Here is a 19797-nt window from a genome sequence, read left to right on the forward strand (position 1 = left end):
TTTTTCTCAGTGGGTAGAAATATGACTGTATTTGCTTCAATCAACGGGCACAGCTTCATTGCTTTTTCGGATGTTTTGGTATCGACAGATTTTTCCGCGAATAACTATATGGCACCCATGCGCGAGTATGCAGTGCTAGACGGCCCTGTATTTGCTGCAGGAAGCGCTCAAAAAGCGGCAATAATAAATGGTGATCACTTAGCTATGTGGTCAGGAAATGGGCGCACCGCAGTCAAGTTCTTCAATGCTTTGAATGATGAAATTCGACTCAATAAAGAGTACAAATTGTCGGATTTTATATCATTTTTCAATGAGAATGTTGAGAATATATTAGATCAGTCATATGTAATTCATCAAGCCGTTACAGATCATGAGATCAGAGGCTTTCATCAGAACGTTTGGAATATCGAGGCTGCGCATTTCACCGGCATCGCTGGCGGCTCAGGCGCAACAGACCTCTTCGAAGATCTTCAAATCTCTTCTCCCCCTCCAAGCTCCGATAAGGACGGCTTCTTTGACGCCTGGATCCCTAGAGTTTCCCTCGCCATTTCCAGAGAGCTACTCAGCGATCACGCAATTAAGAAGGGTTATGGCGGCTGGTATGAAATCATATGCATAAGAAACAAAACATTCAAGAAATATAGCTACTCTCTAATACAGTGGGAACAGGAAGGTGAAATTGCCCATCTGTTGGCGCCGCTTATGACTTGCTGGTACGAGGGACATCACCTGTACATTGCTCGGATAAGCCCCCTATCCGACGGACCCAAAGTTCACATCCACCTGTGTGAAGACCCCTTGCGGCGTGGAGAAGCGCCCACCGGGACCATTCCGGCGAGACCGATGGAAATGTCAGACTTCCACATTCATTTGGTCCGAATGCAAGAAGAGAATACATTTCGCGTTTCTGTAGTATTTGATAAGGAAAAACTCAACGATATGTCAGTTCTTATCGATTCTGGAAATATAACCTTCTCCTTTGGAGAAACAACCGGCACCATGATAAACGACCTCATAGCGTCCGCGCCCGAGCGATCCGCACATTTTAGATCGGAAGGGGCCTAACCTTCGTTAGAGGCGGTGGTGGCTGCCTGAAATCTCTCCTAGGGTATTGCCCTTTCGGGAGTGACCCATGCGCCGCCGCACCTTCCTCGCCGCCCTGCCCGCTTCCCTCGCCGCCGGCTCGGCGCTGGCTCAGGTTCCGCGGCCGAAGGACGGCAACCCCAACCTCGTCCGGCCCGACCTGCACGGCGGCGACCGGGTGGCCGGGGCGACCTGGGCCAGCCGGTCGGCGGCCTGGGGGGTCAATGGGGCGGCGGCCACCGCCCATCCGCTGGCGACGCTGGCGGCCATCGACATCCTGCGCAAGGGCGGCTCGGCGATCGACGCGGCCATCGCCGCCAACGCCTGCCTGGGCCTTCTTGAACCGATCGCCTGCGGCATCGGCGGCGACTGTTTCGTCCTGCTGTGGGACCCGAATACGAAAAAGGTCGTCGGGCTGAACGGCTCGGGCCGATCGCCCAAGGGGCTGTCGCTGGCGACCGTGCGGGAACGGGCCGGCGCGAACGGAACCATCCCTTCGTTCGGTGCCGTCTCGGTCAGCGTGCCCGGCGCCGTGGCCGCCTGGGGCGACCTGCACGGCCGCTATGGCAGGCTGCCCTGGAAGGACCTGTTCGGCCCGGCCATCGGCCTGGCCCGCGAGGGCGCGCCGGTCACCCAGAACGTCGCCTTCTACCTGGCCGCCAGCCAACGCCGCTTCACCAATCCGGACTCCAAGATCGAGGAGGTCGACAACTTCCTCAAGGTCTGGACCATCGATGGCAAGACCCCGGTCGAGGGCCAGGTGTTCAGGAACCCGGCGCTGGCCGACACCTACGAGACGATCGCCAAGGGCGGCCCCCGCGCCTTCTACGAGGGCGAGATCGCCGGCCGCATCGAGGCCTATTTCAAGCGCATCGGCGGCTGGATGACCAAGGCCGACCTCGCCGCCCATCGCAGCGAATGGACCCCGCCGCTGGTCACCGGCTATCGCGGCATCGACGTCTACGGACTGGCCCCCAACAGCCAGGGCCTGTCGACCCTGCAACTGCTCAACATCCTCGAGAATTTCGACGTCAAGGCCATGGGCTTTCAATCGGCCGCCGCCATCCACCACGCCGTCGAGGCCAAGCGCCTGGCCTACGAGGACCGCGCCCGCTACTTCGCCGACCCGGCCTTCTCGCCGGCCCCGCTGGAGTGGCTCAATTCCAAGGCCTACGCCAAGCAGCGCGCCGGCCTGATCCGCCCCGACGCCATCCTCGATCCCATCTATCCGGGCCAGGCCCCCAGCCATGGCGACACCACCTATTTCACCGTCGCCGACAAGGACGGGATGATGGTCTCGATCATCCAGTCCAACTATCGCGGCATGGGCTCGGGTCTGTCGCCCGACGGCCTGGGCTTCATGTTCCAGGATCGCGGCGAGCTGTTCGCCCTGACCGACGGCCACCCCAACCTCTATGCGCCGGGCAAACGGCCGTTCCAGACCATCATCCCCGGCTTCGCGGTCAAGGACGGCCAGCCCTGGCTCAGCTTCGGGGTCATGGGCGGCGACATGCAGCCCCAGGGCCAGGCCCAGATCATCTCCAACCTCGTCGACTTCGACCTCGACATCCAGGCGGCCGGCGACTCGCCCCGCTGGCACCATGAGGGCGGCATGGAGCCGACCGGCGAGCAGCTTGGCGTGCAGGGCATCCTGCGGCTGGAGACCGGCGTGCCGGCGCAGACCCGCGCCGCCCTGGAGAAGATCGGCTGGAAGATCGGCGCCAGCGACGGCGGCTTCGGCGGCTATCAGGCCATCCAGCGCTGGCCCGGCCGCTACGCCGCCGCCACCGAGATGCGCAAGGACGGCATAGCGCTCGCCTACTAGAGGAGGTTGGGATGGCGATCGAACTGGGCATGCTCTGCCCGCTGATCCAGGTCTTCGACATGGGGGCGTCCCTGGCCTTCTGGCGCGACAAGCTCGGCTTCGCGCGGGTCGATCCCCAGGGCGGCGGGGACGAGATCGACTGGTGCCTCTTAAACCTCGGCGACGCCTGGCTCATGCTCAACACCGCCTATGAGGCCCACGAACGGCCGGCCGAGCCGGACCCAGCCCGCATCGACGCCCACCTCGACACCGGCCTGTTCTTCAACGCCCCCGACCTCGACGCCATCTATGCCCACCTGCAGGCCCACGGCATCGCCCAGGAGCCGCCCAAGACCGTGGCCTACGGCATGCGCCAGCTCTATCTGCGCGACCCCGACGGCTACGGCCTCTGCTTCCAGCACCCGGTATGACCCCATGACCCGCGAAGAGTTCGACGCCGTCGCCTTAAGCTTTCCCGGCGCCGAGACCGGCAGCAGCTACGGCCAGCCGGCCTACAAGCTCGACGGCAAGTTCTTCACCCGCCTGCGCCGCGAGGACGACAGCGCCGTCCTTTCCTGCGTGCCGCACGACGAGCGGGAGTTCCTGATCGAGGCCGACCCGGCCACCTTCCACTTCACCGCCCACTACAAGGACTATCCCATCGTCCTGGCCCGGCTCAGCGGCCTGGAGCCCGAACAGGCGCGGGGTTTCCTCGAACGACAGTTCCGCAAGGTGGCCAAGAAGGCGGCGGTGAAGGCCTGGGAGGCGGCTCAGACCAGCAAGACGTCCACGCCGTAGTCGCCGAGAATCCTGTCGGACGTGACGAGGACGGCCCGCCGGTTCAGCGTCTGGGCCACGATCATGCGGTCGAACGGATCGCGGTGTAGAAGCGGCAGGTTGGCGGCCAGCCGTGCGTCGTCGAGAGTCGGCGACAGCACCGTAATCCGGCGCAGGTTCAGCTGCTCGGTGAGATCTCCCGGCATGTCGAGCCGGCCGGACGCCGCCTTGATCCATAGCTCCCAGGGTGTGACGACACTGACCGCCAGGTCGGGCTCGCTGTTGAGTCGGCCCATCAACTCTGGGGACAGGCGCGGGGAGTCCTCAAGCCACCAGACCAGGACATTGCTGTCGAGGACGATGCTCAAGTCTCGTCCGGAAACAGCGGCGCGTTGATGGAGGCTTCGAAGTCGGCGAGGATTTCGGCGTCCGCCTCGTCGTAGTCCGGCGCGTAGTGGATCTTGCCCTTCCAGGCGCCCGGTTGCCGATAGATCTTCCGCTCAGGTTCGGCCACCACCAGCGTCAGCCGCGCCACCGGCTTGCCGGCCCGGGCGATGATCACCTCCTCGCCCGCCTCGACGTCGGCGAGGAGTTGCGACAGCTGGCTCTTGGCCTCATGGACATTGACCTGCTTCATGTTAGCTAACTTAGTCCACTCGGGCGAAATTCGCAACGGGTGACAGGCGCGCGGTCCCGGCTTAGACCGGCGGCAAGGAGACCGTTTCCATGGCCTATCGCTCGCTTCGCGACTTCATCGCCGCCCTCGAAAAGGCGGGCGAGCTGGTGCGCGTCAGCGAGCCGGTCTCCACCGAGCTGGAGATGACCGAGATCTGCACCCGGCTGCTTGCGACCGGCGGGCCGGCGGTGCTGTTCGAGAATGTGCTGAAGGCCGATGGCAGCAAATCCGACATGCCCTGCCTGGCCAACCTGTTCGGCACGGTGAAGCGGGTGGCCATGGGCGTCACCCTCGGCGGCAAGCCGCGCACCACCGGCGAGGAACTGCGCGAGGTCGGTGAGCTGCTGGCCTTCCTGCGCCAGCCGGACCCGCCGCGCGGCTTCAAGGACGCTGTCGACCTCCTCCCCCTCGCCGGCACGGTGCTGTCGATGCGGCCGCGCGAGGTGAAGAGCGCGCCGGTGCAGCAGGTGGTGCTGAAGGGCGACCAGATCGACCTGAACCGCTTGCCGGTCCAGACCTGCTGGCCAGGCGAGCCGGCCCCGCTGATCACCTGGCCGCTGGTGGTCACCAAGGGCCCGTCGGACAGCAAGGAAGACGACTACAACCTCGGCATCTACCGCATGCAGCTGCTCGGCAAGGACCGGGCGATCATGCGCTGGCTGGCCCACCGCGGCGGGGCCCAGCACTACGGCCGTCACAAGAAGGCCGGCAAGCGCGAGCCCCTGCCGGCCTGCGCCGTCATCGGGGCCGATCCGGGCACCATCCTGGCCGCCGTCACCCCGGTGCCCGACACCCTCTCCGAATACCAGTTCGCCGGCCTGCTGCGCGGCTCCAAGCTCGATCTCGTCCCGGCCAAGACCGTGCCGTTGATGGTCCCGGCCCAGGCCGAGATCGTCATCGAAGGCCATGTCCTGCTCGACGAATTCGCCGACGAGGGCCCCTACGGCGACCACACCGGCTACTACAACAGCGTCGAGAAGTTCCCGATCTTCCAGGTCTCGGCCATCACCATGCGCAAGGACGCCATCTACCACACCACCTTCACCGGCCGGCCGCCGGACGAGCCCTCCGTGCTGGGCGAGGCGCTCAACGAGGTCTTCATCCCGCTGATCCGCCAGCAGTTCCCGGAGATCGTCGACTTCTGGCTGCCGCCCGAGGGCTGCAGCTACCGCATCGCCGTGGTCAGCATGAAGAAGGCCTACCCCGGCCACGCCAAGCGGGTGATGCTCGGCGTCTGGAGCTACCTGCGCCAGTTCATGTACACCAAGTGGGTCATCGTCGTGGACGACGACATCAACGCCCGCGACTGGAAGGACGTCATGTGGGCGCTCAGCACACGGATGGACCCGGCCCGCGACATCACCGTCATCGAGAACACCCCCATCGACTACCTCGACTTCGCCAGCCCCGAGAGCGGCCTGGGCAGCAAGATCGGCCTCGACGCCACCGACAAATGGCCGCCGGAGACCAAGCGCGAGTGGGGGGTGAAGATCGAGATGGACCGCGCCGTCGTCGACAAGGTGAGCGAAATGTGGAGCCGGCTTGGCCTGCCGGGTGAAGGAAAGCCGATCTGGTGATGCGCCTGCCCCGTCGAACCCTGGTCCTGCTGATCCTCGCCCTCGTCGCCTACGTCGGGGCCTACGCCGTCTTCCGCCAGACTCAGACCCGCACCTGGATCCGCGACCAGCGCCAGTATGTGATCTATCCGGCCAACCTGCCCGGCAAGGCGCTCTACGTCTTCTGGCGCCCCCTGGCCCTGGCCGACCAGGCCCTGACCGGCCGGCTCAGCCGGGTCGGCAACCACCTGCGCCTGCAGATCGGCGGGCCCAAGACCCACACCTGACAGGCCCGAGCAATCGGACTATCCGTTAGCCATGCGCAAGCTTCCCCTCGCCCTCGCGGCTTTGTTCCTGCTCTCGAGTCCCGCCATGTCGCAGCCCTCCTCATCGATCCCAAACGCCAAACCCTGGGACCAGCCCTTCCTGCCGCCCGCGCCGGAATGGGACGGCAAGTCGAAGGCCCTGCTGCTTGACGCCTCCGATCCTTGGGCCAGCGCCTTCGAGCAGGACCCCGAGCACGACTTCTCGCCCAGCTACGCCGACACCCGCGCCTGGTTCGACAAGCTGGACGCCGCCAGCAACCTGATCCGCATCGAACAGTTCGGCGTCTCGCCCGAGGGCCGGCCGATCTATGCGGTGATGGTCTCCAAGGACGGCCCCACCTTCGACCCCAAGAAGCCGGTGCTGCTGGTCCAGGCCGGCATCCATCCGGGCGAGATCGACGGCAAGGACGCCGGCATGATGCTGCTGCGCGACATCGCCTTCTACGGCAAGGACGGCCTGGTCGATAAGGTCAACCTGATCCTCATCCCCATCCTGTCGGTCGACGGCCACGAGCGGGCCGGCGCCTACAGCCGCCCCAACCAGCGCGGCCCCCGCATCCAGGGCTGGCGCAACACGGCTGCCAACCAGAACCTCAACCGCGACTACATGAAGCTGGACCAGCCGGAGATGCGCGCCGTCCGGGCTCTCGCCAACAAATACCGGCCGGACCTCTACGTCGACGTCCACGTCACCGACGGCATCGACTACCAGTACGACGTCACCTACGGCTTCAACGGCGAGGACGGCGCCTTCTCCCGCTCGCCGGCCATCTCCAAATGGCTCGACGCCACCTTCAAGCCGGCCATGAACAAGGCGCTGGAGAAGCAGGGCCACATCCCCGGCGAACTGGTCTTCGCCCTCGACGACCGCGATCCGAAGAAGGGCCTCGGCGACGGCGGGCTGGGGGAACGCTTCTCCAACGGCTGGGGCTCGGCCGCCCACGTCCCGACCATCCTGATCGAGAACCATAGCCTCAAGCCCCATGAGCAGCGGGTGCTGGGAACCTACGTCTTCATCGAGGAGGCCCTGCATCTCCTGGCCGCCAAGGGGAGCGACCTGCGCGCCGCCATCGCCAGGGACCGCGCCGAACGGCCAGCCGAGATCGCGGCCAACTTCGTCCCCGACGAGGCGCCGTCCGCCACCCGTCCGTTCAAGGGCATCCTCTACGAGACCTACGACAGCCCCTCGTCCGGCGGCAAGGAACTGCGCTGGCTGGGCAAGCCTGATCCCAAGCCCTGGGCCATGCCCTTCTACGGCTCCAAACCGACCCTGCGGCTGAAGCGCCCCGCCGCCTACTGGGTCCCTGGCTACCGCGCCGACCTGATCGAGCGGCTGAAGATCCACGGCGTCGAGATGGAGACCCTGACCGCGCCCAAGACGGTGAAGGTCGAAATGCTGCACCTGGACGACCCCAAGGTCGGGGCCTCGACCAATGAAGGCCATGTGCCGATCACCGTCACCAAGGTGACGCCCCAGGCCCGCGACTGGGTCTATCCCGCCGGCTCGGTGCGCGTTTCCACCGACCAGCCGCTCGGCGACATCGTCGTGCTGCTGCTGGAGCCGCAGTCGTCGGAGAGCTTCTTCGCCTGGGGCATGATCCCCGAGGTGCTCAACCGGGTCGAATACATCGAAGGCTACGCCGTCGCCCCCCTGGCCGACCGCATGCTGGCCGCCGATCCGGAGCTGAAAACCGAGTTCGAAGCCAAGCTGGCCGCCGATCCCAAGTTCGCCGCCGACCCGGACGCGCGCCTCAGCTGGTTCTACGAACGCACGCCCTTCTACGACTCGCGCTATCGGCTCTACCCCATCGGCCGTGAACTTCCGCGTTAGCCCTATTGATCCGTTTACCGAATGAGCGACTAATCCCGCGCTTCAAGAACGGGAAACCCGCATGCCGCTAGACTCCATTGGCCATGCAGCCGCCCTCTGGGTCGGGCTTCACCTGCTGCTCCTGCTGATCCTGGCCCTGCTGGTCGTGCGCCAGCGCCAGAAGCACAAGGTGGCGCTGGGCGACGAGGGCATCGCCGAACTGCTGCAGGCCATCCGCGCCCAGGGCAACGCCGTCGAATACATCCCGCCGGCCCTGATCGGCCTGGTGGTGCTGGAGCTGACCGGCGCCCCGGCCCTGCTGGTCCATGTCGGCGGCCTGGTGCTGTTCGTCGGCCGGGTGCTGCACGCCATCGGCCTCTCCAACAGCGGCGGCGTCTCGATGCTGCGCACGGCCGGCGTGGTGCTGACCTGGCTGGCCTACATCTTCATCATCGCCTCCTGCCTGTTCTTCGCTATCGGGTAGCAAGGGGACTGGTTCTCCGCCGCGCCGGTCTGACCGGACAGCCATGGGCCTGTCCCGGAGTACCTGTCCCCGATCTGGCGCGAGCGTCGGGGACAGGCACGCCGGGCGACAGAGGTGCAAGACTGTCCACCTCCAGCCCGCGGCGAGCCAGTCCCCGGCTGGTGGACCCTTGCGACAACTCCTTCCGGCGCCCATAAGCCCCTGATGGACGAAACCCTGTTGAATGAGCTTGTCGGCGCCGCCATCGCGGCCGGAGCCGACGCGGCCGAGGCCGCCTATGCCGAACGCCAATCCCTGTCGGTCTCGGTCCGCCTCGGCGAGCTGGAAGAGGTCGAGCGCGAGGAGGCCCGCGACCTTGGCCTGCGCGTCTTCGTCGGGGCCCGCCAGGCCTCCGTCTCCGGCAGCGACATCTCGGAGACCGGCCGCGCCAAGCTGGTCGAGCGGGTCGTCGCCATGGCCCGCCTGGCCCCGGAAGACCCCTACGCCGGCCTCGCCGACCGGGCCCGCCTCGCTGCCGGTCCCTATCCCGACCTCGACCTCTACGACGACCATGAGCCCAGCGCCGAGGCCCTGGAAGCCCGCGCCCGCGAGGCCGAGGACGCCGCCCGCGCCGTGGAAGGCGTCACCAACTCCGACGGCGGCAACGCCGGCTGGTCGTCCAGCCGCTGGATGCTGGCCACCAGCCATGGCTTCAGCGGCGCCCACCGGGCCAGCGGCTTCTCGGTCAGCGCCAGCGCCATCGCCGGCGAGGGTTCGGGCATGGAACGCGGCGGCGAGGGCCGCTCGACCCGCCACAACGAAGACCTGCCGGACGCCGCCTGGATCGGCGCCGAGGCCGGCCGCCACGCCGTCCGCCGCCTGGGGGCCCGCAAGATCGCCTCGCAGACCGCCCCGGTGATCTTCGAAAACCGCATCGCCATGAGCCTCATCGGCCCCTTCTTCGGGGCCATCAGCGGCCCCAGCGTCGCCCGCGGCGTCTCCTTCCTGAAGGACAAACTGAACCAGCCGGTGTTCGCCAAAAACGTTTCCATCCTCGACGACCCCTACCGCGTGCGCGGCCTGGGCTCCGGTCCCTTCGACGACGAGGGCGTCACCACCGAGCCGATGGCCCTGATAGACGAGGGCGAACTGACCACCTGGCTGCTCAACACCGCCTCGGCCCGCCAGCTGGGGATGGAGACCACCGGCCACGCTTCGCGCGGCCTCGCCGGCCCGCCCGGCGTCGGCGCCTCCAACGTCATCGTCACCGGCGGGACCGCGGACCTCGCCGGCCTGATGGGCGACGCCAAGGCCGGCCTGCTGGTCACCTCGATGTTCGGCCCCTCGCTGAACGGCAACACCGGCGACTGGTCGATCGGCTGCTCGGGCTTCTGGTTCGAGGGCGGCGAGCTGGCCTATCCGGTCAATGAGATCACCGTCGCCGGCAACCTGATCGACATCTACGCCCGCCTCGTGCCGGGCGATGACCTGGTCATCCGCGGCAGCCACGATGCCCCATCGTTGCTGGTCGACGGCCTGGCGATCGCCGGATCGTGAGCGATCTGGACCTCATCGTCGAGGCGGCGAAGCTGGTCGGCGAGACGGCCATCCGGCTGCAGTCCGAAGGCCTGCGCATCTGGGGCAAGGACAACAGCACCCCGGTCACCAACGCCGACATCGAGGTCGACAACCTGCTGAAGGCCATGCTGCTGCAGGCCAAGCCCGAATACGGCTGGCTGTCGGAGGAGACCGCCGACGACCCGGCCCGCCTGAGCCGCAAGCGGCTCTTCGTCGTCGACCCGATCGATGGCACCGTCGCCTTCATGAAGTACAAGCCCTGGTGGTCGGTCAGCATCGCCGTCGTCGAGGATGGCCAGCCGATCGCCGGCGTCGTCCACGCCCCCGAGCTGGGCGAGACCTTCACCGCCGTGCGCGGCCAGGGCGCGCACCTGAACGGCCAGCCGATCCACCCCAGCACCACGTCGGAACTCCCGGGCAGCGGCATGCTCGGCGACGCCAAGATGTTCGCCCACCCGGCCTGGCGGACCCCCTGGCCGGAGATGCGCATCGAAGCCCGCAACTCCGTCGCCTACCGCCTCTGCCTGGTCGCCGACGGCCGCTTCGACGCCGCCCTGGCGATGAGCTCGAAGAGCGAATGGGACCTGGCCGCCGCCGACCTGATCCGGTCCGAGGCCGGCGCGATTCTGACCGACCACAAGGGCCGGACCTTCAGCTACAACAAGCCGGCGCCGCTGATGCCCAGCCTGATCTGCGCCGCCCCGGCCATGCACCCGTTGATCCTGGAGCGCGTTGCGCATATCGACCTGCGAAACTGACCTCCCCTAAGGACACCCCTCACATGCCGGACAAGCAACTTCTCCACCTCGTCGTCGGCGGCGAACTGAAGAACGTCTCCGACATCGAATTCGCCGACCTTTCCAAGGTCGAGTTCGTCGGCGCCTACGCCAGCTACGCCGAGGCCCACAAGGCCTGGAAAGCCAAGGCCCAGGCCACCGTCGACAACGCCCACGCCCGCTACTTCATCATCCACGCGCATAAGCTGCTGGATCCGAGCGAGGATGGCGACCACCACTAACCCTCCTTCCCCCGCCCATCCTCGCGAAGGCGAGGATCCATGCGTCGTCCGCCCTTGGCGCGCAGTCACCCGGCCAGGCATGGATGCTCGCCTTCGCGAGCATGATCGGTGATGGAAGAACGCGGGTTGGGCGCCCCCGACATCCGGTGCTAGCCTCCTCCCAAACAAAGGGAGGATCACATGCATCTCGAAGGCGGTTGCTACTGCGGCAAGGTCCGCTACGCCGTGGACGGCGATCCGATGATGAGCGGCCAGTGCCATTGCCGCGAGTGCCAGTACATCACCGGCGGCTCGCCCAATGTGTTCATGGCCTTCCCGCTGGCCGCGGTGACCTACACCAAGGGGACCCCCAAGACCTTCATGCGCGAGGACCTCGACGGCGCCGCGACCCGCGAGTTCTGCGCCGACTGCGGCACCCACATGGCGACCAGGCCGCGCATGCTGCCGGCGGTGATCGTCAAGGTCGGCACCCTGGACGATCCGAGCGTGTTCACGCCGGGAATGGCCATCCAGGCGGCGGACAAACAGGCCTTCCACCGGATTCCCGAGGGCATCCCGGTGTTTGAGCGGTTTCCGGGGTAAGAAACGGGGACACATTGAATTTCGCCGACGGCGAAATTCAATGTGTCCCCTCTTCCGCCTTCGCCTACTCCCGCCCCAGCAACCGGTCGGTGATCAACGTCCCCCACCAGGCTTCCTGGAAGTCGGCCTTGATCGCCTTGGGATCATAGGCGTCGCTCATCACCCATTCGAGGAAGCTCAGCCCCTGCGGCTCGGCCTCCTCGAGGTAGCGCTCGAACACATAGTCCAGCACCCCGGTCTTGCCCTGCTTCACATGCAGGGTGCGCAGGCCCAGCTCGGTCATCGCCTCGCGGATCGAATCGCCCAGGTGAAAATGCCGGTACAGCACGCTCATGATCCCGGCCCGGTCCGCCCCGGACTTGCAGTGCATCAGGGCCGGATACTGGATCGAGGCGAACATGTCCCTTGCCCCCAGCACCTGCTCCCGCGTCGGCACGGCCCGCGAGGTGATGGTGAAATCCACCATGTCCAGCCCCAGCCGCGCGCAGGCGTCCTTCTCCAGCGCATGGAAGCTGGCGTCGAAGCCGCCGCGCAGGTTGATGATCGTCCTCACCCCGTCGCGCTTCCAGTATTTCAGCTGGAAGGGCCAGGGCTGGGCGGCGCGGACCATGTCCGGCCCGATCCAGTGGGCGTTGGCGAACGACAGGCGCAGGAAGGCGTGGTCCTTCCAGAAGAAGTCCCAGTTGGCGCGGAACCGGCCCTTCGCAGTGCTTAGATCATAGCCGGACAAGTGGCGCTCCATCGCAGAGCGTCCTAAGTAGTGGCCCAGCACCGCGATGCAAACCCTCCTGGAGGCCCATTGGCCGACGCCGCGCCCAAGTTGACGAGCCGCCAGCTGGCCGCGCGCATCGCCCGAACCTATCTCGCCCCGCGCTGGAAGGGCGTGACCACGGCCGTCGTCTGCGCCCTGGTGGTGGCCGTGACGGCCGCCATCTTCACCAAGATCATCGCCAGCGGCATCCAGGATCTGCTGGTCGACCACAAGCCGGGCGCCATCTGGATCGTGCCGGCCATCGTCATCGCCTGCGCCCTGGCCCGGGTCATCGCCCAGGTGGTGCAGTCGGCCATGGTCAATTCCATCGGCCACGGCATCGTCGGCGATATCCAGGTCGAGCTGTTCGCCCGCATGGTCCGCGCCGACCTGGCCCGCCTGCGCGCCACCCACTCGGGCGCCTTCGTCTCCCAGGTGCTCTACGACGCCGGCCTGATGCGCGAGGCGACCACCACCGGCGTCATCAACTACGCCCAGGGCGCCATGCTGGTGCTCGGCCAGCTGGTCGTGATGTTCAGCGCCGACTGGCAGCTGAGCCTGGCCGTGCTGCTCGTCGCCCCCTTCGCCAGCCGGCTGATGCGCCGCTTCTCCAGACGCTCGCGCAAGGCCGCCAAGGGGGCCATGGCCGCCACCGGGACCCTCTCCAGCCTCTTGATGGAAGGCCTCGACGGCGTCCGGGTGGTCAAGATGGAGAACAGCGAGGCCCGCGAGGAGGCCCGCGTCGCCGCCGCCGTCGCCGAGCGCCAGAAGCACATCATCAAGGGCGCCAACGCCCGCGCCCAGTCGGCCCCGACCACCGAGCTGATCGGCTACCTGATCCTCGCCCTCGTCCTCGTCTACGCCGGCTGGCGCGGCGCCCGGGGCGAGATGAACGCCGAGAGCTTCACCGCCTTCGCCTTCGGCCTGGTCACCGCCGCCAACGCCCTGCGCCAGATGGCCAACACCCAGACGGTCTTCGCCGAAGGCCTGACCGCCGCCCGCCGCCTGTTCGGCGCCCTCGACGTCAAGCCCGAGGTGGCCGAGGACGCCGCCGCCAAGCCGCTCACCACCGCCCTTGGCCAGATTCGCTTCGATGACGTCAGCTTCCACTACGGCGCCGGCGCCCCGGCCCTCGACGGCGTCACCCTGGAGGCGGGCCGCGGCGAGACCATCGCCCTGGTCGGTCCCTCGGGCGGCGGCAAGAGCACCATCCTCTCCCTGCTGCCGCGCTTCTACGACGTCACCGCCGGCACGGTGAGCATCGACGGCCAGGACGTGCGCGGCGTCACCACCGCCTCCCTGCGCAGCCACATTGCGCTCGTCACCCAGGAGCCCTTCCTGTTCGACGACACCATCCGCAACAACATCGCCTACGCCCGCCCGGCCGCCACCCAGGACGAGGTCGAACAGGCCGCCCGCCTGGCCGCCGCCCATGACTTCATCCTGCAGCAGCCGGCCGGCTACGACACCGTCGTCGGCGAAGGCGCCGCCCGCCTGTCGGGCGGCCAAAGGCAAAGGATCGCCATCGCCCGCGCCTTCCTGAAAGACGCCCCCATCCTGCTGCTCGACGAGGCGACCAGCGCGCTGGACACCGAGAGCGAGGCCCAGGTCCAGGCCGCCCTCGAACGCCTCATGGCCGGCCGCACCACCATCCTGATCGCCCACCGCCTGTCGACGGTGAAGAACGCCGACCGCATCTACGTCATCGACAAGGGCCGGGTGGTCGAGACCGGGACCCACGCGGCCCTGGTCCGCAGGAAGGGCCTCTACGCCCGGCTGGCCCAAGCCCAGAACCTCGATTCCACCGAACCTCCAGGCGCCGGCGCATGAAGAAGTGGCTCCGCTCCCAGGGCGTCCAGGGCTTCCTGGCCCGGGTCTTCGCCGGCTGGCTGCGCCTGTGCTTTTCCACCATGCGCTGGACCCGCGAGGGCCAGGACCAGGCCGAGGGCGTCTGGGCCGGCTGGCGGGCCGGCCAGCCGCCCTACGCCGGCAAGGGGGCCATCCTCTGCATGTGGCACGGCCGCATCCCGCTCTCGCCGATGAGCTGGCCGCAGGGGCCTGAGCGCCACGACATGCGGGCCCTGATCAGCCGCAGCGCCGATGGCGAGTTCATCGCCCTGGCCATGCAGGCCATCGGCTTCCCGGCCATCCGCGGCTCCTCCAAGAAGAAGTCCGACCCCGGCAAGAACAAGCACGGCGAACAGGCCTTCCGCGACATGATCCGCTGGGTAGGCGAGGGAGGCGGCATCGCCATCACCCCCGACGGCCCGCGCGGCCCGCATGAGGTGATGCAGGCCGGAACCCCTGCCCTCGCCCGCGTCACCGGCGCCCCGGTGCTGCTGGTCGGCCTGGCCTGCAAGCCGGCCATCCGCCTGGGCAGCTGGGACGGCGCCATGATTCCCCTGCCCTTCGGCCGCGGCGCCATGGTCTGGGACGCCCCCCTGTTCGCCACGCGCGGCGACGATCCGGAAGCCTTGGCGCTGGAGTGGGGGCCGAGGTTGTCGGCGGTGACCCGGCGGGCGGAACAGCTCCTCGACGCTTGAAGAGTTCGCCTCGGGTCTCCCTTCTCCCCTTGCGGGAGAAGGTGGCGCGAAGCGCCGGATGAGGGGTCGAAAACCCTCAAAGCCGCTCTCAAAGGCCAAGCTCGCACCAGCGATTTCCTCTTGATCATCGAACATTGTTCATGTTTTGTTCGATCTCAGCATGTCCGACCTGAAACCCAAACTCGCCTTGGCGCGTCGGATGCGCCGCGCCCCGACCTTCCACGAGGAGCTTCTGTGGAAGATTCTCCGCAATCGCCGCCTCGATTATCTAAAGATCCGCCGCCAGGTTCCGCTCGGCCGCTACGTCGTTGACTTTCTGTGCCTGAGGCATCGCCTGATCGTCGAAGCGGACGGACCGTTTCACGATCCGGAGCAGGACGCGGTCCGCGACGCCTGGCTCAAGACCCAGGGCTTTCGGGTGCTGCGCTTTCCAAACGGCGCCGTGTCCAACAGGCCGAACGAGGTGGTTGCCGCCATCCTGAAGGCGGTTGAAGCGCCCATCACGACCGACTACGACGCGCCGGTCGATCATTGGACGCTCGATACCGGCGCGCCTCTACCGTCGAGCTATCTGCACGCCGTACCGCCAGAGCGCGGCTGATCCAATCATCGACCCCTCATCCGGCGCTTCGCGCCACCTTCTCCCGCAAGGGGAGAAGGGAGACCCGAGGCGAACTCCCCACCGCCCCGGAACCCCCGACCACCTCGGACCGTTATCCCTTCAACGGATCGCTCTGACGCGCTCCGAGGAGCATCCCCTTGAAAAAGTCATTCTGGGTCGCCGGCATCGCCGTCGCGACTCTCCTGCCGTCCATGGCCTTCGCCCAGGACCGCTGCGAACAGCAACGTGACGAGCGTTCCGTCGCCGGCACGATCATCGGCGGCATCGCCGGCGCGGTGGTCGGCAGCAATGTCGCCGCCAATAAGAACCGCACCGAAGGCGCCGTCCTCGGCGGCGTGGTCGGGGCCGTCGCCGGCAACGCCATCGCCCGCTCCAGCGCCGACTGCGACCGCGCCTACGGCTACTACGACAGCCACGGCCAGTGGCACGCCAACGACCGCCGCGTCGGTCGGGCCAGCGGCTACTTCGACCGCGACGGCCGCTTCGTCGAGGGCCAGCCGAACGGCTATTACGACAACGGCCGCTGGGTCGAGGTTCGCGGTGCCGGCGGTTACAACGACCGTGACGGTCGCTGGGTGCCCGCCGCCGCCAACGGCTATTACGACAGCCGTGGCCAGTGGGTCGCCGGTACGTCCAGCGGCTACTATGACGACGGTCGCTGGGTCTCGGGCCCCGCCCAAGGCTACTACGACCGCAACGGTCGCTGGGTCCGTGGCGAGGCCCCCGGCCGTCGCGACGAACGCGGCGTCTGGGTCGCCGACGCCCAACCCGGCTACTACGATAACGGCCGCTGGGTCTCCGGCGAAACCCGTGGCTATTACGACAGCCAGGGCCGCTGGATGCGCCTGGACAATGGCCGGGACTACGCCCAGGGCGACCGCCGGGACAACGACCGCGGCTACGGCCGTGATCGCGACGGCGAGCGTTGGAGCGGCGCCGACACCCGTCGCCGGGCCAGCATGCTCGGCGACTACATCCGCACCGCCCGCGCCGACGGCCAGCTGACCCGCCGCGAGTCGCGCAGCGCTCTGACCACCCTGGCCGAGATCAGCCGTTCCGACGAGCAGATGCGCCGCCGCAACGGCGGCCGCCTCGGCCCGCGTGGCATGGCGGCGATCAACGCCCGCCTCGACAGCCTGGCCCGCAACGTCCGCATGGACGTCCGCGACGACCGCTATCCGGCCAACTATCGCCGCCAGTAGTCGGCAAAGTCTGTAAGCGTAAGCACGCCCCGGCAGCCGAAAAGCGGCCGGGGCGTTTGCTTGTCTGGCTCAGGAAATCTCCACCGCCAGTGGGCGCTAATCCGGGGACACTATATAGATTTTCGCTCTGCGGTCAGGGGATGTTCACCGCCGTGATCACCGCAAAATCAGTCACCACCTGCACCGGCTTGTCACTGGCGTCATAGCCGACCCATGAGGCGTAGTAGCCGTCGCCCCAGCCGGACGACATCATGACCATGCCGCCCGGCCCGACCTCGAGGGTCAACAGGAAGGTATGGGGAAGACCGACCTTCGGCCCCTCCGCCTCGCCCCGACGGATCCAGTCCTCGCTCAGCGCCTCGGACGTCTCCGGTGTCTGCGCCGCCAGCCACTGCACCGCGCCGGCGTCCATGAAGGCGCCCGTGCCGGTGTCGACGCCATAGCTGAACACATGGTCACGCTTCAGCGTCCGGATGTCCTCGCCCTCGTTCAGCGCCATCCCCCAGCGGACCGGCGCGGCGTCCGACAGCACCAGCCGCGCCAGCGCCACCCGGTGACCCCCCTTACCGGTGTCGGCCACCGCGATGTCGACGGGATAGCGGCCGGCCGGGATTTTCAGGGCCAGCGGCTTGTCACGGTCGGAAACGATGAGCGGATCGCCGAGGATCAAACGCCCGCTGCTCAGGTTCAGCTCGCCGATCCGCACAGTGCGCAGCGGATAGCGATCGTCGTCGGCCTCGCCGATGAACCCCGGCTGGAAGGCCCCGACCATCACCTCCGGCCGCGCCGTCACCTGGGCGGCGGCGGGCCCGGCGCCCACCATCACGGCGGCCAACGCCGCCAGCACCTTGCGCAACATCACCGGCTCCCTGACTGGCGAGGAGCTTACCGCGGCGCCGTCGCGGTTCAACAGGTCGGTTAACGCCGGACGGCCGCCTGTTAACCGCTCGCCGAACAGCCTGGAAACAGACCATGACCGAATCGGCGAAACTGCTGATTTCGCGTTTTGTTCACCCCCAACATCTTGTAGGCTGCGTCCGCTCGGGACCAAGAGACACAAGGGAAAACGCGCATGTCAGGCACAATCCGCACCGGCTGCGGCGGCTGGACCTTCGAGCCCTGGCGCGGGGTGTTCTTCCCGGGCGCCGTCAAGCAGAAGGACGAGCTCGGCTACATGAGCCGCCAGCTGCGCTCGATCGAGATCAACGGCACCTACTATTCGACCTTCAAGCCCGACAGCTGGAAGAAGTGGCGCGACGAGACGCCGGACGGCTTCGTGTTCTCGGTGAAGGGCAGCCGCTTCACCACCAACCGCAAGGTGCTGAGCGAGGCCGGCGAGTCGCTGGAGCGGTTCATGGGCCAGGGCCTGACGCAGCTGGGCGACAAGCTCGGCCCCATCTTCTGGCAGTTCGCCCACACCAAGAAGTTCGACCCGGAGGACTTCGAGGGCTTCCTGAAACTGCTGCCCAAGTCCCTGGACGGCCTCACCCTGCGCCACGCCGTCGAGGTGCGCCACGACAGCTTCTGCACCCCGGACTTCCCGGCCCTGATCCGCAAGTACGGCGTCGCCTGCGTCTACGCCAAACACGACAAGTACCCGGAGATCGCCGACGTCACCGCCGACTTCGTCTACGCCCGGCTGCAGACCGGCAGCGATGACTGCGAGACCGCCTACCCGCGCAAGGAACTCGACCAGTGGGCCGACCGGCTGAAGACCTTCGCGGCCGGCGGCGTCCCCGCCGACCTGCCGGTGGTCGACCCAGGCCATACCCCGGATTCAAAACCGCGCGACGTCTTCGCCTACATCATCCATGAGGGCAAGGTGCGGGCCCCGCATGGGGCCCAGGCGCTGCAGGAGCGGGTGGATTGAAAACCCCCATGAAACCCTCATGTCACCCCCATGCCGGCGGCATGCGAAGGCGCGGGAAAACCCATGCCGACACCATGCAACCACCATGGCTATCTTATTGATTTAATTGTGTTATTCTTCGCCCGCCAGTGCTAAGCTAGGTCGTTCAGCGCCATTCCTTGCCGACGGCCCAGGCGGCGCGGGTCTTCAGCAGGGCGCCGACCGAGCGACCGTCCTGCAGGGCGCAGACGGCCCGGCCATCGGCCAGAACCCGGCAGTCGACGGTCTGGCTGAAGGCGACGGCCATCAGGGTGCCGCGCGGGTTTTCGTCGGTGTTGGCGGCGCGCTGGATGGGGTTGGCGGCCGGGGCGTCGGCCAGGGTCAGGCGCACCCAGCGGTCCGGGGTCGCGCCCAGGGCCACGCAGAGGGTGGCGCCGTCCTCGACCTGCAGCACCGGGCCATGCACCACGCCGCCGGTCGGGGCCTGGGCCGTGCAGACGCTGCCGGCGGCCTGCGCCCCGCTGGCGCCGAGCAGGAACCCGGCGGCGGCGAGGGCGGCGAAGGCGATGACGGTCTTGGCGAGGTAGGACATGGGACGCCCGAGGGGTTCTGCTGAAGTTAGCGCGCGGGTTCCGCGATCGTTCCCCGCGCCATCTCTGCGGATACGTCCGTTCCGGCTGTCCGGATCAGGGGTTGAGCGTCCAGGTGTAGGTCCCGGCCTCGTCGGCATGCATCGGCATGAAGCCGCGCAGTTCCTCGTTGTCGTTGCAGGTCCGTCCGTTGCCCGACTCATAGACGGTGTAGGGCCCCGGATACTGGACACAGAGGTTGTGGCCGCCGCCCCAGGTCAGGTCGCCGCTGTTGAGGGTCTCGGCGTACATGTAGAAGTTGGCGTTGTCGGTGCCGCCGACGGTGATGCAGGCGCCGGCGTTGACCGCGAACCAGCCGCGGGTCACCCACTGCTCCGAGCCCGATTCCATGAAGGAGGCCGACACCGTGGCGTTGCGGCCGCTCTTGTTGCAGACCTCCAGGCTGAGCAGGGCGGCGGCCCGGGCCGGCGTCGGCGGCGCCATCACCACGGTCCCGGCAACGAGCGCCGCCGCGAGCATCGAAATTCTGGTCATCATGCTGAAATGCCCCCGCATATCCGTGTTTTT

At 67.2% G+C, this 19797-nt stretch carries 23 protein-coding genes; 17 read left to right on the forward strand and 6 right to left on the reverse strand.

Annotated elements, in window-relative coordinates:
* The first annotated feature begins 21 nt into the window (after positions 1-21).
* From AC1RSK_RS07725 to AC1RSK_RS07740, 4 genes are all read left to right on the forward strand, one after another.
* On the forward strand, positions 22-1065 hold the full coding sequence (locus AC1RSK_RS07725) for a hypothetical protein (RefSeq protein ID WP_492906914.1): 1044 nt from the start codon (positions 22-24) through the stop codon (positions 1063-1065).
* Between the two features lie 67 nt (positions 1066-1132).
* Positions 1133-2908 carry a gamma-glutamyltransferase gene (gene ggt, locus AC1RSK_RS07730; RefSeq protein ID WP_492906915.1) on the forward strand — a complete coding sequence of 592 codons (1776 nt, stop codon included), beginning with the start codon at positions 1133-1135 and terminating at the stop codon, positions 2906-2908.
* 11 nt (positions 2909-2919) lie between these two features.
* Positions 2920-3318: a VOC family protein gene (locus AC1RSK_RS07735; protein WP_492906916.1), complete on the forward strand. Its 399-nt coding sequence runs from the start codon at positions 2920-2922 to the stop codon at positions 3316-3318.
* Between the two features lie 4 nt (positions 3319-3322).
* The gene (locus tag AC1RSK_RS07740) at positions 3323-3685 is read left to right on the forward strand and encodes an MmcQ/YjbR family DNA-binding protein (protein ID WP_492906917.1); all 363 of its coding nucleotides are present in this window, start codon (positions 3323-3325) and stop codon (positions 3683-3685) included.
* Here the strand turns inward: AC1RSK_RS07740 and AC1RSK_RS07745 are convergent.
* Together AC1RSK_RS07745 and AC1RSK_RS07750 are read right to left on the reverse strand one after the other, a co-directional pair.
* Complete coding sequence (locus AC1RSK_RS07745) at positions 3658-4032, reverse strand: type II toxin-antitoxin system VapC family toxin (RefSeq protein WP_492906918.1); 375 nt, start codon at positions 4030-4032, stop codon at positions 3658-3660. The two genes, AC1RSK_RS07740 and AC1RSK_RS07745, sit on opposite strands and share 28 nt — an antisense overlap.
* Entirely contained in the window at positions 4029-4301 is a 273-nt protein-coding gene (locus AC1RSK_RS07750; protein WP_492906919.1) for a type II toxin-antitoxin system Phd/YefM family antitoxin, read from the reverse strand. Before AC1RSK_RS07750 ends, AC1RSK_RS07745 begins: the two co-directional genes overlap by 4 nt.
* An 89-nt stretch (positions 4302-4390) precedes the next feature.
* Between AC1RSK_RS07750 and AC1RSK_RS07755 the strand changes: the two genes are divergently transcribed.
* The 8 genes from AC1RSK_RS07755 (at position 4391) to AC1RSK_RS07790 (ending at position 11673) form a co-directional block, all read left to right on the forward strand.
* Entirely contained in the window at positions 4391-5917 is a 1527-nt protein-coding gene (locus AC1RSK_RS07755) for a UbiD family decarboxylase (RefSeq protein ID WP_492906920.1), read from the forward strand.
* Positions 5914-6183: a hypothetical protein gene (locus AC1RSK_RS07760; protein WP_492906921.1), complete on the forward strand. Its 270-nt coding sequence runs from the start codon at positions 5914-5916 to the stop codon at positions 6181-6183. The genes AC1RSK_RS07755 and AC1RSK_RS07760 overlap by 4 nt, the downstream gene beginning before the upstream one ends.
* An 85-nt stretch (positions 6184-6268) precedes the next feature.
* Positions 6269-8053 carry a M14 family metallopeptidase gene (locus AC1RSK_RS07765; protein ID WP_492906922.1) on the forward strand — a complete coding sequence of 595 codons (1785 nt, stop codon included), beginning with the start codon at positions 6269-6271 and terminating at the stop codon, positions 8051-8053.
* A gap of 61 nt (positions 8054-8114) precedes the next feature.
* Entirely contained in the window at positions 8115-8516 is a 402-nt protein-coding gene (locus AC1RSK_RS07770) for an MAPEG family protein (protein ID WP_492906923.1), read from the forward strand.
* Positions 8517-8720: 204 nt separating this feature from the next.
* Positions 8721-10052 (forward strand): TldD/PmbA family protein, encoded by a 1332-nt coding sequence (locus AC1RSK_RS07775; RefSeq protein WP_492906924.1) that lies wholly within the window; start codon positions 8721-8723, stop codon positions 10050-10052.
* Positions 10049-10831 carry a 3'(2'),5'-bisphosphate nucleotidase CysQ gene (locus AC1RSK_RS07780; protein ID WP_492906925.1) on the forward strand — a complete coding sequence of 261 codons (783 nt, stop codon included), beginning with the start codon at positions 10049-10051 and terminating at the stop codon, positions 10829-10831. Before AC1RSK_RS07775 ends, AC1RSK_RS07780 begins: the two co-directional genes overlap by 4 nt.
* Before the next feature lie 23 nt (positions 10832-10854).
* Positions 10855-11091, forward strand: a complete 237-nt coding sequence (locus AC1RSK_RS07785; RefSeq protein ID WP_492906926.1) for a DUF4170 domain-containing protein — start codon at positions 10855-10857, stop codon at positions 11089-11091.
* 180 nt (positions 11092-11271) lie between these two features.
* Positions 11272-11673 (forward strand): GFA family protein, encoded by a 402-nt coding sequence (locus tag AC1RSK_RS07790; protein ID WP_492906927.1) that lies wholly within the window; start codon positions 11272-11274, stop codon positions 11671-11673.
* A gap of 64 nt (positions 11674-11737) precedes the next feature.
* Here AC1RSK_RS07790 and AC1RSK_RS07795 read toward each other — a convergent pair whose 3' ends face one another.
* Positions 11738-12403 (reverse strand): fused DSP-PTPase phosphatase/NAD kinase-like protein, encoded by a 666-nt coding sequence (locus AC1RSK_RS07795; RefSeq protein WP_492906928.1) that lies wholly within the window; start codon positions 12401-12403, stop codon positions 11738-11740.
* A 69-nt stretch (positions 12404-12472) separates the two neighbouring features.
* On the opposite strand from AC1RSK_RS07795, the gene AC1RSK_RS07800 reads away from it, so the two are divergent.
* The 4 genes from AC1RSK_RS07800 to AC1RSK_RS07815 all read left to right on the forward strand — a co-directional run bounded on the left by AC1RSK_RS07800 (position 12473) and on the right by AC1RSK_RS07815 (position 16791).
* Positions 12473-14254 carry an ABC transporter ATP-binding protein gene (locus AC1RSK_RS07800; protein ID WP_492906929.1) on the forward strand — a complete coding sequence of 594 codons (1782 nt, stop codon included), beginning with the start codon at positions 12473-12475 and terminating at the stop codon, positions 14252-14254.
* On the forward strand, positions 14251-14967 hold the full coding sequence (locus tag AC1RSK_RS07805; RefSeq protein WP_492906930.1) for a lysophospholipid acyltransferase family protein: 717 nt from the start codon (positions 14251-14253) through the stop codon (positions 14965-14967). Before AC1RSK_RS07800 ends, AC1RSK_RS07805 begins: the two co-directional genes overlap by 4 nt.
* A gap of 160 nt (positions 14968-15127) precedes the next feature.
* The gene (locus tag AC1RSK_RS07810) at positions 15128-15568 is read left to right on the forward strand and encodes a DUF559 domain-containing protein (protein WP_492906931.1); all 441 of its coding nucleotides are present in this window, start codon (positions 15128-15130) and stop codon (positions 15566-15568) included.
* Positions 15569-15726: 158 nt separating this feature from the next.
* Positions 15727-16791, forward strand: coding sequence for a glycine zipper 2TM domain-containing protein (locus tag AC1RSK_RS07815; RefSeq protein WP_492906932.1), 1065 nt, complete (start codon positions 15727-15729; stop codon positions 16789-16791).
* 133 nt (positions 16792-16924) lie between these two features.
* On the opposite strand, the gene AC1RSK_RS07820 is transcribed toward AC1RSK_RS07815, so the two are convergent.
* Positions 16925-17650, reverse strand: a complete 726-nt coding sequence (locus AC1RSK_RS07820) for a DUF4241 domain-containing protein (RefSeq protein ID WP_492906933.1) — start codon at positions 17648-17650, stop codon at positions 16925-16927.
* A 213-nt stretch (positions 17651-17863) separates the two neighbouring features.
* Here AC1RSK_RS07820 and AC1RSK_RS07825 point away from each other — a divergent pair, with 213 nt between their 5' ends.
* Entirely contained in the window at positions 17864-18661 is a 798-nt protein-coding gene (locus tag AC1RSK_RS07825) for a DUF72 domain-containing protein (protein WP_492906934.1), read from the forward strand.
* 145 nt (positions 18662-18806) lie between these two features.
* Here the strand turns inward: AC1RSK_RS07825 and AC1RSK_RS07830 are convergent, their stop codons facing one another.
* Both AC1RSK_RS07830 and AC1RSK_RS07835 read right to left on the reverse strand, forming a co-directional pair.
* Complete coding sequence (locus tag AC1RSK_RS07830) at positions 18807-19232, reverse strand: hypothetical protein (RefSeq protein WP_492906935.1); 426 nt, start codon at positions 19230-19232, stop codon at positions 18807-18809.
* A gap of 94 nt (positions 19233-19326) precedes the next feature.
* The gene (locus tag AC1RSK_RS07835) at positions 19327-19767 is read right to left on the reverse strand and encodes a DUF1036 domain-containing protein (RefSeq protein ID WP_492906936.1); all 441 of its coding nucleotides are present in this window, start codon (positions 19765-19767) and stop codon (positions 19327-19329) included.
* Positions 19768-19797: the final 30 nt, after the last annotated feature.

This window comes from Caulobacter sp. GW821-FHT11A05 (genome assembly GCF_058809015.1).